Source organism: Streptomyces sp. DH-12, from assembly GCF_002899455.1.
Lineage (GTDB): Bacteria > Actinomycetota > Actinomycetes > Streptomycetales > Streptomycetaceae > Streptomyces.
This window is the reverse complement of record NZ_PPFB01000001.1, coordinates 3,579,288-3,593,090: the sequence shown is the minus strand read 5'-3', so window position 1 is coordinate 3,593,090 and position 13,803 is coordinate 3,579,288. Positions and strand designations below refer to the sequence as shown.

The window sequence follows — 13,803 nt, the reverse complement described above, 5'->3', positions numbered from 1 at the left end:
TAAGTTGACAGTGTGAGGGTGTCAACCCGTGGTTGACACTTGTGGGTGACGGGCCGCGGCGTGGCACGATCGGTCCTGTGAGTACGTCCGGCACCATCGACCGCGCCTTCCGCGCCGCCCTCTACGACACGGGTGACGGCACCCTCGACACGGGCGCCTCCCTGCTCGCCGCCGACCCGACGGCGGACGCCGAACTCGCCCGGCGCGGCGAGGACTTCGTGGCGGCCGCCTGGCAGCGCGGCTGGCAGCCCGCCGACGTCGTACGGGTGGTGCGCCGGGAACTGGACGAGGCGCACGTACGCCTGGCCGCCTCGCTGATCCGGGCCCAGGCGGAGCGCGACGGCCGGCCGCGCGGGCCGCGCTGGAGGGCCCAGATCGACGAGTTGCCGACGTCCGGTCCCGCCCCGCGCGGCGAGCGGTTCTCGCAGGCCACCGTCACGTTGGAGCTGTACCGGCTGCTGCTGCGGCTGCCCGCGCTGGAACCCCTCGACGAGGTGACGGCGCCCGTCGCCGGACGGGAGCGGCGGCCGGAGTCGCGCCTGCTCGGCCGCATCCGGGCGCTGCTGGCGAAGGCGGAGGCGACGGGGTTCCCGGAGGAGGCGGAGGCGCTGAGCGCCAAGGCGCAGGAGCTGATGGCGCGGCACAGCGTCGACGAGGCGCTGCTCGCCGCGCGTGCGCCCGCCGCGGAGGGGCCCGACGCCTGCCGGATCGGCGTCGACCCGCCGTACGAGCAGGCCAAGGCGGTGCTGCTGGACGCGGTCGCCTCGGCGAACCGCTGCCGGGCGGTGTGGAACGAGCCGTTCGGCTTCTCCACGGTGGTCGGTTTCGCGCCCGACCTGGAGGCGGTCGAGCTGCTCCACACCTCGCTGCTGGTGCAGGCGACCACCGCCATGACCAAGGCGGAGGCCGCGCAGCGGGCGGGTGGGCGCAAGCGCACCAGGACCTTCCGGCAGTCCTTCCTCGCCGCCTACGCGCACCGCGTCGGGGCGCGGCTCGCGGCCGCCGCCGAAGCGCCGGTGAGCGACGACCTGCTCCCGGTCCTCGCCTCCCGGGAGGTCGCGGTCACCGAACGGACGGACCGGCTGTTCCCGGACACGACCACCACGCGCCTGCGCGGGGTGAGCGACGCGGCCGGCTGGGAGGAGGGCGCCCGCGCGGCCGACGAGGCGCAGGTGCGGGGGCGGACGCGGCTGCCCTGACGCGCCGCGCCCGGTGAACGCCGCTGCCCGGGCGGCGCGTGTGCCGGGGTGACCGCCGGGGACGGCGTGCGTCCCGGGGCGTGACTGCCCGCGGGCGGCGCGTGTCCCGAGGGGACTGCCCGCGGGCGGCGGCAGGCCGCGCCCGCCCCGGGCGAGGGGCGACGCCCCCTACGGCTCCACCCCCTCCGTGGGCAGCCCCGGCGGCAGTGAGCCGCCCTCCGCCTTCGTGTAGGTCTCCGTGCCGGCCGGGCCCTCCCACGCGACCGTGAGGGAGGTCGCGTCGACCGACTCGACCGTGCCCTTCGTGCGGTCCCCGTCGCCCGCCGGGCACGTGAGGCTGATCGTTCCGCCGTCGTCGTCCTCCGCCGTGCCGCTGCACATGGTGCCGCCGGTGGCGAACAGGGCCGCCTCCCCGCCGTTGACCATCAGCACCACGGCCTTGCCGTCCGCGGTGGTGAGCCAGCTGCCCTGGAGATCGCCGGCCGGTGCGCCGGTCGCGCCGGAGCCGCCCGTGCCGCCGCCGGAGTCCGCCGTCCGTGTGGCGGACGGCGTGGGCGTGGCCGCGGAGTCGTCCGAGCCGCCGTCGCCGTCGCCGCACGCCGTCAGCGTGAGCGCACCGGCCAGACCGGCCGCCGCTGCCGCCCGGCGAACCCGCCGGGAACGCCCTCCCCGTGTCGCCGGACCGACCCGGCCCGCCGAAGCCTCCGAAGCCACTGCTGGCCCCCTCCCTGTTGCCGGCCCGGACGGCCGGACGACCGCTGCCAGCTAACAGGAACCGCACCGCGCCCGGCCAGGTCGCGTGACCGACCTCGCACGTGACCGCCGGCTCGCCCGGAAGGCATCACCGCCCGCCCGCCGGAAGGGCGCGTGAGGGAACACACACGCCCGCGCGTGCGTCTCCAAGGAAACGGGGTGCGGTGGAGCGCCCGCCGAGCGGGCACCGTACGGCCGGTGGCTGTAATCGCCTCGGCACCCCGCGTGCACGTGCATCCGCTCATGCATATGCACGTGAACAAAGCTATGATCCGGGTCAGTTGACCACAGCATCAATGGCCAGACCAGCCAGTGCACCAGCGGGGAGCGACCTGTGGACCACGACGTGTACGACGGTGACGGACACGACGGTGCCGGCGCGTCCGGCGTGTACAACGGCATGGCGGCCACCCGGCTGGACGGTGTGGCCTGGCAGAAGAGCAGGCACAGCAACTCGCAGGGATCCTGCGTGGAGTTCGCCCGGCTGCCGGGCGGGGAGGTCGCGGTGCGCAACTCCCGCTTCCCCGACGGCCCCGCGCTCGTCTACACCCGCGCGGAGATCGAGGCCATGCTGCTGGGCGTGAAGGACGGCGAGTTCGATCACCTGGTCGCGAGCTGACGGCACGCGCCCCGGACCCGCGGTCCTCCCGTTCCGGGAGCCGAGGACCACGGGTCCGTCCGGTGACGCGCGTAGAACTCGTGCGCGTGCAGGCGCCGCGTCACGCTCAGGGCTGCGGCAGCCGGAACAGCGCCCACACCACCTTGCCGCCGAGCGCGCCCGCCAGCGGGTGCCAGCCCCAGCCGTCGCTGAACGAGTCGACCAGGAACAGCCCGCGGCCGGACTCGGCGGAGCAGTCGTCGGACAGGTCCTTCGGGCACCGGGTGACCGGGCCGTCGTCGCTGGGGTCGCGCACCGCGCACACCAGTCGGTCGGTCCACCGCATCAGGTGCAGCCGCACCGGGGGTTCCTGGACGGCCGGCCGCGGGGCGTTCGCCGGCAGCGCGTGGCGCAGGGCGTTGGTGACGAGTTCGGAGACCACCAGGCAGACGTCCTCGAACCGGTCGCCCAGGTGCCACTGGTCGAGGGTGCCGCGGGTGAACCGCCGTGCCTCGCACACCGCTTCGTGGCGGGCGTGCAGGGCGCAGGAGGCGGCGTCGGAGGCGGCCGTGAGGTTCAGCGGCGGAAGGCCCTGCCGTAACGGCTCGAGCATGGTCGATCCATTCGTCCCCATGCGAGGCACTCCCGGGAATTCGCGGTCGTAGCGAGGCGGCGGTGGTGCGGGGCCCATGGTTTCGGATGCGCACAGCAGATGCAAGGGCAGATGCACGTGCAGCTGACCGAAATCAGACCCACCGTACTGGTTTGTTGGCCAATTTTTCCGTCATCCGCGCGTCTTTCCCTGGCTGTTCTCTTGCCCCTGGTCGCACCGCGGTGCCCGTTCCGTGCGGCTTCCTGACCGGATCGAGCGGTCGAATCCCGTTTGCGTAACCGGGCGAGTACTGCTCGGAGTGTTTTAGTGGCAGACTGCGGGCCCTGAACACGTTGGGGAGGCTGGCGAACGTGAGCGCGGGAGAGCCGGGATCGGTGGTGCGGCGCATGCTGCTCGGATCACAACTCAGGCGACTGCGTGAGGCGCGGGGGATCACGCGCGAGGCCGCGGGGTACTCGATCCGCGCCTCCGAATCGAAGATCAGCCGGATGGAACTGGGCCGGGTGAGCTTCAAGACCAGGGACGTGGAAGACCTGCTGACGCTGTACGGCATCACGGACGAGCAGGAGCGGGCCTCGCTGGTCTCCCTCGCCAAGGAGGCCAACGTGGCGGGCTGGTGGCACAGTTACTCGGACGTCCTGCCCAGCTGGTTCCCCACCTACGTGGGCCTGGAGGGCGCGGCCTCGCTGCTGCGCGCCTACGAGGTGCAGTTCGTGCACGGCCTGCTGCAGACCGAGGAGTACGCCCGCGCGGTGGTGCGGCGCGGCATGAGGAGCGCGAGCGACGCCGACGTGGAGCGCCGGGTGGCGCTGCGCCTGGAGCGGCAGAAGTACCTGGTGTCGGAGAACGCCCCCGAGTTCCACGTGGTGCTCGACGAGGCGGCGCTGCGCCGGCCCTACGGCGACCGCGCGGTGATGCGCGGCCAGCTCCAGCACCTGATCGAGATCTCCGAGCGGCCCAACATCCGGCTCCAGGTGGTGCCGTTCAGCATGGGCGGCCACTCCGGGGAGTCCGGCGCGTTCACCATCCTCAGCTTCCCCGAGTCCGACCTCTCGGACGTGGTGTACCTGGAGCAGCTCACCAGCGCGCTCTACCTGGACAAGCCCGAGGACGTGGCCCAGTACGAGAAGGCGCTCAAGGAGCTGCAGCACGACAGCCCGGGTCCCGCGGAGAGCCGCGACCTCCTGCGGGGGCTGCTGCAACTGTCCTGAGGGCATCCGCGGCCTGTCCCAGGAGTCTCTTCAACTCCCTTGAAACACAAGTACGATGACGTTCGGTCACACCACGGTGCTGATCAGTTTCTGCTGACGCAGCAAGGGATCGAGGGATCACATGTCGTCGTACTTCACCGACCTGGCTCAGCAGTACATCGACGGTGAGTGGCGTCCGGGCACCGGTTCCTGGGACATCATCGACTTCAACCCGTACGACGACGAGAAGCTCGCGTCGATCACCATCGCCACGGTCGACGAGGTCGACCAGGCGTACCGGGCGGCCGCCCGCGCGCAGACGGAATGGGCGGCCACCAACCCGTACGCCCGCCGCACGGTGTTCGAGAAGGCGCTGAGGCTGGTCGAGGAGCGCGAGGAGGAGATCGCCGAGGCGATCGTCGCCGAGCTGGGCGGCACCCGCCTGAAGGCGGCCTTCGAACTGCACCTCGCCAAGGAGTTCCTGCGCGAGTCGGTGCACCTGGCGCTGGCCCCCGAGGGGCGGATCATCCCCTCGCCGGCGGACGGCAAGGAGAACCGGGTCTACCGCGTGCCGGTCGGCGTGGTCGGTGTGATCAGCCCGTTCAACTTCCCCTTCCTGCTCTCGCTGAAGTCCGTCGCGCCCGCGCTCGCGCTGGGCAACGGCGTGGTGCTCAAGCCGCACCAGAACACGCCGGTCGTCGGCGGCTCCCTGATCGGGAGGATCTTCGAGGACGCGGGTCTGCCCGCCGGTCTGCTCAACGTCGTGATCACCGACATCGCGGAGATAGGCGACGCCTTCCTGGAGCACCCGATACCGAAGGTCATCTCCTTCACCGGCTCCGACCAGGTCGGCCGGCACGTGGCGACCGTCTGCGCCTCCCGCTTCAAGCGCGCGGTGCTGGAACTGGGCGGCAACAGCGCGCTGGTGGTCCTGGACGACGCCGACGTCGACTACGCCGTGGACGCGGCCGTGTTCAGCCGGTACGTCCACCAGGGCCAGGTCTGCATGGCCGCCAACCGCGTCCTGGTCGACCGCGCGGTGGCCGACGAGTTCACCGAGAAGTTCGTCGCCAAGGTGCGCTCGCTCAAGGCCGGCGACCCGCGCGACCCGGAGACCGTCATCGGCCCGGTGATCAACTCCCGGCAGGCGGACGTCCTCACGGCCGTCGTCGACCAGGCCCTCGCCGAGGGCGCCACCGCCCTGGTGCGGGGCGCGCGCACCAACAACCTGGTCGAGCCGTCCGTCGTCACCGGGCTGCCCGCCGACTCCGCCCTGCTGCGGCAGGAGGTCTTCGGCCCCGTCGCCTTCCTCGTGCCGTTCGACGGCGAGGAGGAGGCGGTGCGCCTGGTGAACGACACCCCCTACGGGCTCAGCGGCGCCGTGCACACCGGGGACGTGGAGCGCGGTGTGCGCTTCGCCAAGCGGATCGACACCGGGATGTTCCACGTGAACGACGGCACCGTGCACGACGAGCCGATCGTCCCGTTCGGCGGCGAGAAGCACTCGGGCGTGGGCCGGCTCAACGGCGACACCATGCTGGACGCCTTCACCACCACCAAGTGGATCTCGGTGCAGCACGGCCGCAGCGGCTTCCCGTTCTGAGCCGCCCGGTCCGTCCCCGCAGGCCGCTCCCGGCGCCGGCCGCGCCCGGCCTACGCTGGACCGCATGTCAGTGATCCGTCTCCTCGTGCTCGGCGCGGTGCGCCAGCACGGGCGGGCCCACGGTTACCAGGTGCGCAACGACCTGGAGTACTGGGGCGCGCACGAGTGGTCCAACGCCAAGCCCGGCTCGATCTACCACGCGCTGAAGCAGATGGCCAAGCAGGGCCTGCTGCGCGCGCACGAGACCGCCCCCTCCACGGCCGGCGGCCCGCCGCGCACGGAGTACGAGGTCACCGAGCAGGGCACCGAGGAGTACTTCCGGCTGCTGCGCGAGGCGCTGACCTCCTACGACCAGAAGCCGGACGTGCTCTCGGCCGGGCTCGGCCTGATGGTCGACCTGGAGCGCGAGGAGGCGCTGGCCCTGCTGGAGCGGCGGCTGGCGTCGATCGAGGAGTGGCGCAAGGCGGTCACGGAGTACTACATCCCCGAGGAGGGGCCCGGCCGGCTCGGGCACATCGGCGAGATCATGGACTTCTGGGTCCACTCGGCGGACACCGGCGCCGCGTGGACGCGCGGTCTCATCGCACGCGTCCGGGGCGGCGCCTACACCTTCGCCGGCGAGGGAGAGCCGTTCGTCGGCGTGCTCGCCGAGGGCGAGGAGAACCCCTACGGGACGGGACGGCGGCATCCGGGAGACGCCGAGTAATCAAGTTTGACGAGTGACGGGGGCGGGCATTACGGTGCGGGACGCTAGTCAAGTTTGACTAATAAGGGGGCTTCAGTGTCCGACGCGGCGATCACCGTGGAGGAAGCACGCAAGACGTACCGGGGAGCCAAGGGCGCGGGCACGGCCGCACTGGACGGACTCGACCTCACGGTCGCCCGCGGCACGGTCCACGCGGTGCTCGGGCCGAACGGCGCGGGCAAGACCACCCTCGTCCGGGTCCTGTCCACCCTCCTCCGCCCCGACTCCGGCCGGGTCGTGGTGGCGGGGCACGACGTGGTGCGCGAGGCGTACCGGGTGCGCCTGCGGATCGGCCTGCTCGGCCAGCACGCGGCGCTCGACGAGGAACTCGGCGGCCGGCAGAACCTGGAACTGTTCGGCCGCCTCCACCACCTGGGCGCGCGACGCGCACGCGAGCGGGCCGGTGAACTCCTGGAGCGCTTCGAGCTCTCCGGCACCGGCCACAAGGCGGTCGGGCAGTACAGCGGCGGCATGCGGCGCCGCCTCGACCTCGCCGCCTCCCTGATCACCGAACCGGAGGTGCTCTTCCTGGACGAACCGACCACCGGACTCGACCCGCGCGGGCGCGCGGAGGTGTGGGAGTCGGTCCGCTCCCTGGTCGGCGGCGGCACGACGGTCCTGCTCACCACCCAGTACCTGGAGGAGGCCGACCAGCTGGCCGACCGTATCTCCCTGGTGGACGCGGGGCGGGTCGTCGCGGACGGCACGGCGGACGAGCTCAAGGCGGCCCTCGGCGGCGACCGCATCGACGTCGTCCTGCGCGACGCCGGACAGCTGGGCGCGGCCGTCGCCCTGCTGCCCGTACCGAAGGACGCGGTCACGGTGGACACCGACCGGCGGCTGCTCAGCGCACCGGTCACCGACCGCATGGCGGCCCTGGCCGGGGTCGTCGGCGCCTTGCGGGACGCCGGCATCGAGGCCGAGGACATCGCCCTGCGCAGACCCACGCTCGACGAGGTGTTCCTGCACCTGACCGGAGGCGACGACCGGATGAAGGAGGCCGCGTGACCACCGTGACGTACGCCCTGACCGACTCCTGGACCATGACCCGCCGCGAACTCGCCCGCTGGGGCCGGCATCCGGTGGCGGTGGTGGTCAACCTGGTCTTCCCGGTGATGCTGCTGCTGATGTTCGGCTACCTGGTCGGCGGCGGCCGGGGCGTGAGCGGCGATTACCTCGGCTTCCTGGTGCCCGGCATGCTCGTCCTCACCATGGCCTTCGGCCTGGAGGGCACGATGATCGCCGTCACCCAGGACCTGAACAAGGGGGTCGTCGACCGCTTCCGCTCCCTGCCGATGGCCGACGGCGCGGTGCTGGTGGGCCGCTCCGCCGCCGACATGCTCCAGTCGGCGCTCGGCCTCGCGGTGCTGCTCGGCGTGGCCGCCGCGCTCGGCTGGCGCACGAACGCCGGCCCGGCCGCGTTCCTGGGCGCGGTGGGACTGCTCCTGCTGTTCCGGTTCGCGATGCTGTGGATCGGCATCCACCTGGCGCTGGTGGCGGGCAAGCCGGAGATGGTGCAGGCCGTGCAGATCCTGGTCTGGCCGGTCGGCTTCCTGTCCAACGCCTTCGCCGCCCCCGAGTCCATGCCCGGCTGGCTGGGCACGGTCGTCCGGTGGAACCCGATGTCCCACACCGCCACGGCCGTACGCGACCTCTTCGGCGGCCCCGGCGGCGAACCGGGGCACGTGTGGGCCGCCGTCGTGTGGCCGCTGGCGCTCCTCGCGGTGTTCCTCCCGCTGGCGGTGCGCCGGTTCGCGCGGCTCAGTCGGTGAGGGCGGGGGCGTCCGCCCGCAGGCGGGCGCCCCGGCTCTCCGCGATGCGGCACACGTCGGTCAGGGCCTCGCCCGTGCGGGCGAGCAGGTAGCGGAGCTGGGCGGCGGTCACGGGCGTGTCGTCATCGAGCAGGTCGGCGAGGTGGGCGAGCAGATCGGCGGCCATGTCGAGCTGGACGGCTTCGGCGATGTCGGCGGCCCGGGAGAGGCGCCCGGTGCCGTCGGTCAGGAGGTAGCAGGGCTTGCCTTCGGGGCTCGTCCAGGGCAGGAGCCGGGCGGGGGTGAGGGGGTGGTGTGTCATGCGGTCAGTCCCAGGGTGTGCGGAGGGATGAGGTGCAGGTGCACGCCGCGCGGGGCGATCAGCAGGGAGCGGCGCCGGGCCTGTCGGCGCCGCTCCTGTTCGCGGAGTTCGTGCGCGACGACGTAGGGGCGTACGAGGGCGTGGTCCTCACCGCGCAGGGGGCGTGCGCCGAACTGGCGTGGGGCGGGTCCCTCGACGGGCGGGGGCGAGAGGACGCGTTCGTTCCGTGAGTCGAGCCGGCGTCGTCCGGTGCCGGGGGCGACGAGGTCGAGCAGCGGTGCGAGGAGGCGGGCGACGAGGCCGGGCATGGGTGACTCCGTGATCGATGTCGCGGACTGTGGCGATCCGACTACAGAGTGAGGGGGCCGGCGTTAGGCTCGCCAGGGGGTTCGGGGTGACAGAGCATGTGTCACGGAGGAGTTGATCTCGTGGGCACCACCTACGGCGACTGGCTCAAGGAGCAGCGCGAGGCGGCCGGGCTGACGCAACAGCAGCTGGCCGAGGCGGCGGTCATGACGCGCACGCACATCGCGCACATCGAGGCGGGGCGCCGGGTGCCGTCACGGGAGGACGCGCGGCGGCTGGACAGCGCGCTGGGCACGGGGGATGTGTTGAGCAGCTTCCTGCCGCAGGAGGACGCGGCGGTCGCCGACTACTTCGAGGCGGCCCGGCTGCTCGAACAACAGGCGGTGATGATCCGGGAGTTCGCCCTGTCGTTCGTCCCGGGCATCCTCCAGACGGAAAGGTACGCGCGTGCGGTGCTGAGCACGTCGTTCCCTCCGGTGGGTGAAGAGGAATGTGACAGGCTCGTTGTCACACGCCTTGAGCGGGCGAAGATCCTGGACGATCCGGTGACGCCCGTGGTGTGGGCGCTGTTGGACGAGGCCGTGCTGCGGCGCCGCATCGGCGGACCAGGTGTCATGGCGGAGCAGCTCAACCATCTCGTGAGTCTTGCCGGGACCGGTCGGATCCAGGTGCATGTCCTGCCGTTCGCCCTGGGGACTCATCCGCTCCTGAGCAATATGCTCACGCTGATGTGGTTCGAGGACCAGCCACCGGTGGCCTACGGTGAGGGTCTGTGGATGGGGCGGATCCATGACTCCCCGTCCATCGTCCAGGAGATTCAGCATCGCTACGATTTCGCGCTGGGCAACGCCCTGCCTCTGAAGGAATCCCTGGCTCTGCTCAGGGCGACAGCAAGGGACTGCGAACGCCATGACTGACCGAGTCATACCGAGCACGGCGGGGCTGGAGGGGTGGCGCAAGTCCTCCTACAGCAACGACCAGGGCGGCAGCTGCCTCGAAGTCCTCGACGGCCACCGCCACGGCATTCCCGTCCGCGACTCGAAGAACCCCCACGGGCCCGCCCTGATCGTTCCGGGGGCCGCCTGGTCGGCGTTCGTCGCGGCGGTCAGGAGGGGCGACCTCCCCTCCTGACCGTGGACGTCAGTGGTGGAACCCGGTCGCCGCGTCCCGGTCCCGGGTGAGCGGGTGCGGCTGGTCGCGCAGCTCCGGCAGCAGCCGGGTCAGGTCCTCCGTGAACAGCTCGGCGAGGTCCTCGGAGAAGCCGTTGCGGCACACCACCCGCAGCACCGCCAGGTCCTGACGGTTCGCCGGGAAGGTGTACGCGGGCACCAGCCAGCCGGTCTCCCGCAGCCGCCGCGCCACGTCGAACACGTCGAACGCCGTCACCTCCGGGGCGGTGGTGAAGGCGAACACCGGCAGCTCGTCGCCCCGCGTGAGCAGCCGGAAGTCACCGAGCGCCTCGATCCGCGCGGACAGTTCCGTGGCCACGTCCCGCGCGGCCTGCTGCACCGCGCGGTAGCCCTCCCGGCCCAGCCGCAGGAAGGAGTAGTACTGCGTCGCCACCTGGGCGCCCGGCCGGGAGAAGTTCAGCGCGAAGGTGGGCATCTCGCCGCCCAGGTAGTTCACCCGGAACACCAGCTCCTCGGGCAGCGCCGCCGCGTCCCGCCACAGCACCCAGCCCACCCCCGGGTACACCAGCCCGTACTTGTGCCCGGAGGTGTTGACCGACGCCACCCGCGGCAGCCGGAAGTCCCACACCAGGTCCTCGTCGAGGAACGGCGCGACCATCGCCCCCGACGCCCCGTCGACGTGCACGGGGACGTCCAGGCCGGTGCGTTCCTGGAGGTCGTCCAGGGCGGCGCACAGCTCGGCGACCGGCTCGTAGGACCCGTCGAAGGTGGAGCCGAGGATGCCGACGACCCCGATGGTGTTCTCGTCGCACAGCTCGGCCGCGGCCGCCGGGTCGAGGTGGAACCGGTCGCCCTCCATGGGCACCTGGCGGGGCTCCACCTCCCAGTAGGCGCAGAACTTCTCCCAGCAGACCTGCACGTTGACGCCCATCACCAGGTTGGGGCGGGCCTCCCGCGAGGGGTAACGGGCGGCGTTGCGCAGCGCCCAGCGCCGCTTCAGCGCCAGGCCGGCCAGCATGCACGCCTCGCTGGACCCGGTGGTCGAGCACCCCACGGCGCGTGCCGGGTCGGGTGCGTGCCACAGGTCGGCGAGCATCGCCACGCAGCGGCGCTCCAACTCGGCGGTGCGCGGGTACTCGTCCTTGTCGATCATGTTCTTGTCGCGGCACTCCGCCATCAGCAGCCCGGCCTCGGGCTCCATCCAGGTGGTGACGAAGGTGGCCAGGTTCAGCCGCGCGTTGCCGTCCAGCATCAGCTCGTCGTGCACCAGCCGGTACGCCGTCGACGGGGCCATGGGGCCGTCGGGCAGCCGGTGCTTCGGGGGCGCCTCGGTCATCCCCCCGACCGGGTTCGCGGGCCCCAGGACGGGGTTGACGGACATCGGGCGCTCGCCGGCCGGCCGGCCGGGGTGCAGGGGCATGGGTCCTCCGTACGGGATCGGACGGCCCGGGGCGGGGCCGTCGGGGGAGCGGGGTCGCCTGGCGGCCGTCCCGTCCGCCCGCAACCGCATGTGCGGGCGTCCGGTGACGAGCGGCCGGGCGGGGAGGGTGGCGGCGCGGGCGCGAGGGCCGGCGGAAGGGCGCGGGCCGGGGCCGCCGGGGCGGCGCCGGGCGCCGGCTGCGTGCTGTCCTGGGCCACGCGCACACGATAAAGGGGCGAAACGGATAAACCGGGAACCGGCTTGCACCTCACGTGGCGTGAGGTCCCAGGCTGGAGCGCGGAAGGGAAAGGAGCGGAAGTGAGCTACTCCGTGGGACAGGTGGCCGGTTTCGCCGGGGTCACGGTGCGCACCCTGCACCACTACGACGCCATCGGCCTGCTCGTGCCGAGCGAACGCAGTCACGCGGGGCACCGGCGGTACAGCGACGCCGACCTCGACCGGCTGCAGCAGATCCTGTTCTACCGCGAGCTCGGCTTCCCCCTCGAGGAGGTCGCCGCCCTGCTCGACGACCCGGACGCGGACCCGCGCGCGCACCTGCGCCGCCAGCACGAACTGCTGACCGCCCGGATCGAGAGGCTGCAGAAGATGGCGGAGGCCGTGGAACAGGCCATGGAGGCACGCACGATGGGGATCAACCTGACGCCCGAGGAGAAGTTCGAGGTCTTCGGCGACTTCGACCCCGACGAGCACCAGGAGGAGGTCCAGGAGCGCTGGGGGAACACCGAGGCCTACCGTCAGTCGCAGCAGAAGGCGGCCTCCTACACCAAGGAGGACTGGCAGCGGATCCAGCGCGAGGCCGACGAGCTCACCCGGCGGTTCGTCGCCCTGATGGAGGCGGGCGAGCCGGCGGACTCCGAGGCGGCGATGGACGTCGCCGAGGACCACCGCCGGGGCATCTCGCGCCACCACTACGACTGCGGATACGAGATGCACACCTGCCTGGGGGCGATGTACGTCGACGACGAGCGGTTCACCCGCAACATCGACCAGGCGAAGCCCGGTCTGGCCGTGTACATGCGGGACGCGATCCTCGCCAACGCCGCACGGCACACCGCCTGAGGCGGTCGTGGCCCGGCCGCCGCGTCGGCCGGGCCGGGCCACGACCGGTGGTGATCCCCCGCACGGCGCCGGCTCGCGGCTTCCTCCGGGACGGGGCACAGTGCATCCTGGGTACCCCCGCGGAACCTGGGCTTCGACGGCTGCGTTCATAATTTGGGCAGCCAGCCCCGCCCTTGACCCCCAGCTGCAGGAGCCACATCCCCGTGACCACGCTTGCGCTCGGCCCCGAGTGGCTGAGCCCGGACTACCTCATCGAGACCTTCAGTCTCCCCGGCATCCTGCTGATCGTCTTCGCGGAATCCGGACTCTTCGCGTTCCTGCCCGGCGACTCCCTGCTGTTCACGGCGGGACTCTTCGTGGCCGAGGGCACCTACATCACCCAGCCGCTGTGGCTGGTCTGCACGCTGATCGTGCTCGCCGCCGTGATCGGCGACCAGGTCGGCTACATGATCGGCAAGTTCTTCGGGCCCCGGCTGTTCAACCGGCCCAACTCCAAGCTCTTCAAGCAGGAGAACCTGGAGAAGGCCCACGAATTCATGGAGAAGTACGGGCCCAAGGCGATCGTCCTGGCACGCTTCGTCCCCATCGTGCGGACCTTCGCGCCCATCGTGGCCGGCGCCGGCCGGATGAAGTACCGCACGTTCTTCACGTACAACGTCATCGGCGGCATCGTCTGGGGCACGGGCGTCACCGTCGCCGGCTACTGGCTCGGCCAGATCCCGTTCATCAAGAACAACGTCGAGACGATCCTCATCCTGATCGTCTTCCTCTCCGTGGTGCCGATCATCGTCGAGTACCTGCGCGAGCGCGGCAAGAAGAAGCGCGCCGCCGCCGAGGTCCCGGCCGCCGCGCCGTACCCGCAGTCGCCGGTCATGGACGACGCCACCACCCAGCTGCGCCGCATCACCCCGGCCGCCGCCCCCCAGCAGCCCGCTCCGCAGCACTACGGCAACCAGGGCGGCTACCCGCAGCAGCAGCCGTACGGCGGCGGCGCGAACGGCTACCAGCAGCAGCCGAACCGGCAGCCGTACGGCAACGACCAGCGCTACGACCAGCAGCAGCCGTACAACGGCGGCTACTGAGCCCCCGCCGG

The 13,803-nt window shown here is 71.9% G+C and carries 16 protein-coding genes; 11 read left to right on the top strand and 5 right to left on the bottom strand.

Going from position 1 to position 13,803, the window contains the following annotated elements; all coding sequences use genetic code 11:
* The first annotated feature begins 77 nt into the window (after nucleotides 1-77).
* The gene (locus tag C1708_RS14970) at nucleotides 78-1,199 is read left to right on the top strand and encodes a DUF2786 domain-containing protein (RefSeq protein ID WP_106413149.1); all 1,122 of its coding nucleotides are present in this window, start codon (nucleotides 78-80) and stop codon (nucleotides 1,197-1,199) included.
* Nucleotides 1,200-1,367: 168 nt separating this feature from the next.
* On the opposite strand, the gene C1708_RS14965 is transcribed toward C1708_RS14970, so the two are convergent.
* Nucleotides 1,368-1,913 carry a hypothetical protein gene (locus C1708_RS14965; RefSeq protein WP_106413148.1) on the bottom strand — a complete coding sequence of 182 codons (546 nt, stop codon included), beginning with the start codon at nucleotides 1,911-1,913 and terminating at the stop codon, nucleotides 1,368-1,370.
* A 373-nt stretch (nucleotides 1,914-2,286) separates the two neighbouring features.
* Between C1708_RS14965 and C1708_RS14960 the strand changes: the two genes are divergently transcribed.
* A complete protein-coding gene (locus tag C1708_RS14960; protein ID WP_033274906.1) occupies nucleotides 2,287-2,571 on the top strand; it encodes a DUF397 domain-containing protein in 285 nt (94 codons plus the stop codon).
* A 106-nt stretch (nucleotides 2,572-2,677) separates the two neighbouring features.
* Here C1708_RS14960 and C1708_RS14955 read toward each other — a convergent pair whose 3' ends face one another.
* On the bottom strand, nucleotides 2,678-3,163 hold the full coding sequence (locus C1708_RS14955; protein WP_106413147.1) for an ATP-binding protein: 486 nt from the start codon (nucleotides 3,161-3,163) through the stop codon (nucleotides 2,678-2,680).
* 374 nt (nucleotides 3,164-3,537) lie between these two features.
* Here C1708_RS14955 and C1708_RS14950 point away from each other — a divergent pair, with 374 nt between their 5' ends.
* The 5 genes from C1708_RS14950 to C1708_RS14930 all read left to right on the top strand — a co-directional run bounded on the left by C1708_RS14950 (nucleotide 3,538) and on the right by C1708_RS14930 (nucleotide 8,473).
* Nucleotides 3,538-4,374, top strand: a complete 837-nt coding sequence (locus C1708_RS14950) for a Sco1979 family transcriptional regulator (RefSeq protein WP_502696120.1) — start codon at nucleotides 3,538-3,540, stop codon at nucleotides 4,372-4,374.
* A gap of 121 nt (nucleotides 4,375-4,495) precedes the next feature.
* A complete protein-coding gene (locus tag C1708_RS14945; RefSeq protein ID WP_106413146.1) occupies nucleotides 4,496-5,956 on the top strand; it encodes an aldehyde dehydrogenase family protein in 1,461 nt (486 codons plus the stop codon).
* Nucleotides 5,957-6,020: 64 nt separating this feature from the next.
* A complete protein-coding gene (locus C1708_RS14940) occupies nucleotides 6,021-6,662 on the top strand; it encodes a PadR family transcriptional regulator (RefSeq protein WP_106413145.1) in 642 nt (213 codons plus the stop codon).
* A 75-nt stretch (nucleotides 6,663-6,737) separates the two neighbouring features.
* Nucleotides 6,738-7,709, top strand: a complete 972-nt coding sequence (locus tag C1708_RS14935) for an ATP-binding cassette domain-containing protein (RefSeq protein WP_106413144.1) — start codon at nucleotides 6,738-6,740, stop codon at nucleotides 7,707-7,709.
* A 35-nt stretch (nucleotides 7,710-7,744) separates the two neighbouring features.
* Nucleotides 7,745-8,473, top strand: coding sequence for an ABC transporter permease (locus C1708_RS14930; protein ID WP_106416309.1), 729 nt, complete (start codon nucleotides 7,745-7,747; stop codon nucleotides 8,471-8,473).
* On the opposite strand, the gene C1708_RS14925 is transcribed toward C1708_RS14930, so the two are convergent.
* Both C1708_RS14925 and C1708_RS14920 read right to left on the bottom strand, forming a co-directional pair.
* Nucleotides 8,463-8,774 carry a hypothetical protein gene (locus C1708_RS14925; protein WP_106413143.1) on the bottom strand — a complete coding sequence of 104 codons (312 nt, stop codon included), beginning with the start codon at nucleotides 8,772-8,774 and terminating at the stop codon, nucleotides 8,463-8,465. The two genes, C1708_RS14930 and C1708_RS14925, sit on opposite strands and share 11 nt — an antisense overlap.
* The gene (locus C1708_RS14920) at nucleotides 8,771-9,082 is read right to left on the bottom strand and encodes a hypothetical protein (RefSeq protein WP_106413142.1); all 312 of its coding nucleotides are present in this window, start codon (nucleotides 9,080-9,082) and stop codon (nucleotides 8,771-8,773) included. Before C1708_RS14920 ends, C1708_RS14925 begins: the two co-directional genes overlap by 4 nt.
* A gap of 120 nt (nucleotides 9,083-9,202) precedes the next feature.
* On the opposite strand from C1708_RS14920, the gene C1708_RS14915 reads away from it, so the two are divergent.
* Together C1708_RS14915 and C1708_RS14910 are read left to right on the top strand one after the other, a co-directional pair.
* Nucleotides 9,203-9,997, top strand: coding sequence for a helix-turn-helix domain-containing protein (locus C1708_RS14915; RefSeq protein WP_106413141.1), 795 nt, complete (start codon nucleotides 9,203-9,205; stop codon nucleotides 9,995-9,997).
* Complete coding sequence (locus tag C1708_RS14910; protein ID WP_106413140.1) at nucleotides 9,990-10,211, top strand: DUF397 domain-containing protein; 222 nt, start codon at nucleotides 9,990-9,992, stop codon at nucleotides 10,209-10,211. The genes C1708_RS14915 and C1708_RS14910 overlap by 8 nt, the downstream gene beginning before the upstream one ends.
* A 9-nt stretch (nucleotides 10,212-10,220) precedes the next feature.
* On the opposite strand, the gene gad is transcribed toward C1708_RS14910, so the two are convergent.
* Nucleotides 10,221-11,630: a glutamate decarboxylase gene (gene gad / locus C1708_RS14905; protein WP_106413139.1), complete on the bottom strand. Its 1,410-nt coding sequence runs from the start codon at nucleotides 11,628-11,630 to the stop codon at nucleotides 10,221-10,223.
* A gap of 318 nt (nucleotides 11,631-11,948) precedes the next feature.
* Between gad and C1708_RS14900 the strand changes: the two genes are divergently transcribed.
* Nucleotides 11,949-12,710, top strand: coding sequence for a MerR family transcriptional regulator (locus tag C1708_RS14900; protein WP_106413138.1), 762 nt, complete (start codon nucleotides 11,949-11,951; stop codon nucleotides 12,708-12,710).
* Nucleotides 12,711-12,913: 203 nt separating this feature from the next.
* Nucleotides 12,914-13,792: a DedA family protein gene (locus C1708_RS14895; RefSeq protein WP_106413137.1), complete on the top strand. Its 879-nt coding sequence runs from the start codon at nucleotides 12,914-12,916 to the stop codon at nucleotides 13,790-13,792.
* Nucleotides 13,793-13,803: the final 11 nt, after the last annotated feature.

What these genes read in the sequence shown, in the direction of transcription:
- C1708_RS14955 (WP_106413147.1), bottom strand. Translation starts at nt 3,163, where the DNA reads ATGCTCGAGCCGTTACGGCAGGGCCTTCCGCCGCTGAACCTCACGGCC.
- C1708_RS14945 (WP_106413146.1), top strand. Translation starts at nt 4,496, where the DNA reads ATGTCGTCGTACTTCACCGACCTGGCTCAGCAGTACATCGACGGTGAG.
- C1708_RS14940 (WP_106413145.1), top strand. Translation starts at nt 6,021, where the DNA reads ATGTCAGTGATCCGTCTCCTCGTGCTCGGCGCGGTGCGCCAGCACGGG.
- C1708_RS14930 (WP_106416309.1), top strand. Translation starts at nt 7,745, where the DNA reads ATGACCCGCCGCGAACTCGCCCGCTGGGGCCGGCATCCGGTGGCGGTG.
- C1708_RS14925 (WP_106413143.1), bottom strand. Translation starts at nt 8,774, where the DNA reads ATGACACACCACCCCCTCACCCCCGCCCGGCTCCTGCCCTGGACGAGC.
- C1708_RS14920 (WP_106413142.1), bottom strand. Translation starts at nt 9,082, where the DNA reads ATGCCCGGCCTCGTCGCCCGCCTCCTCGCACCGCTGCTCGACCTCGTC.
- C1708_RS14910 (WP_106413140.1), top strand. Translation starts at nt 9,990, where the DNA reads ATGACTGACCGAGTCATACCGAGCACGGCGGGGCTGGAGGGGTGGCGC.
- gad (WP_106413139.1), bottom strand. Translation starts at nt 11,630, where the DNA reads ATGCCCCTGCACCCCGGCCGGCCGGCCGGCGAGCGCCCGATGTCCGTC.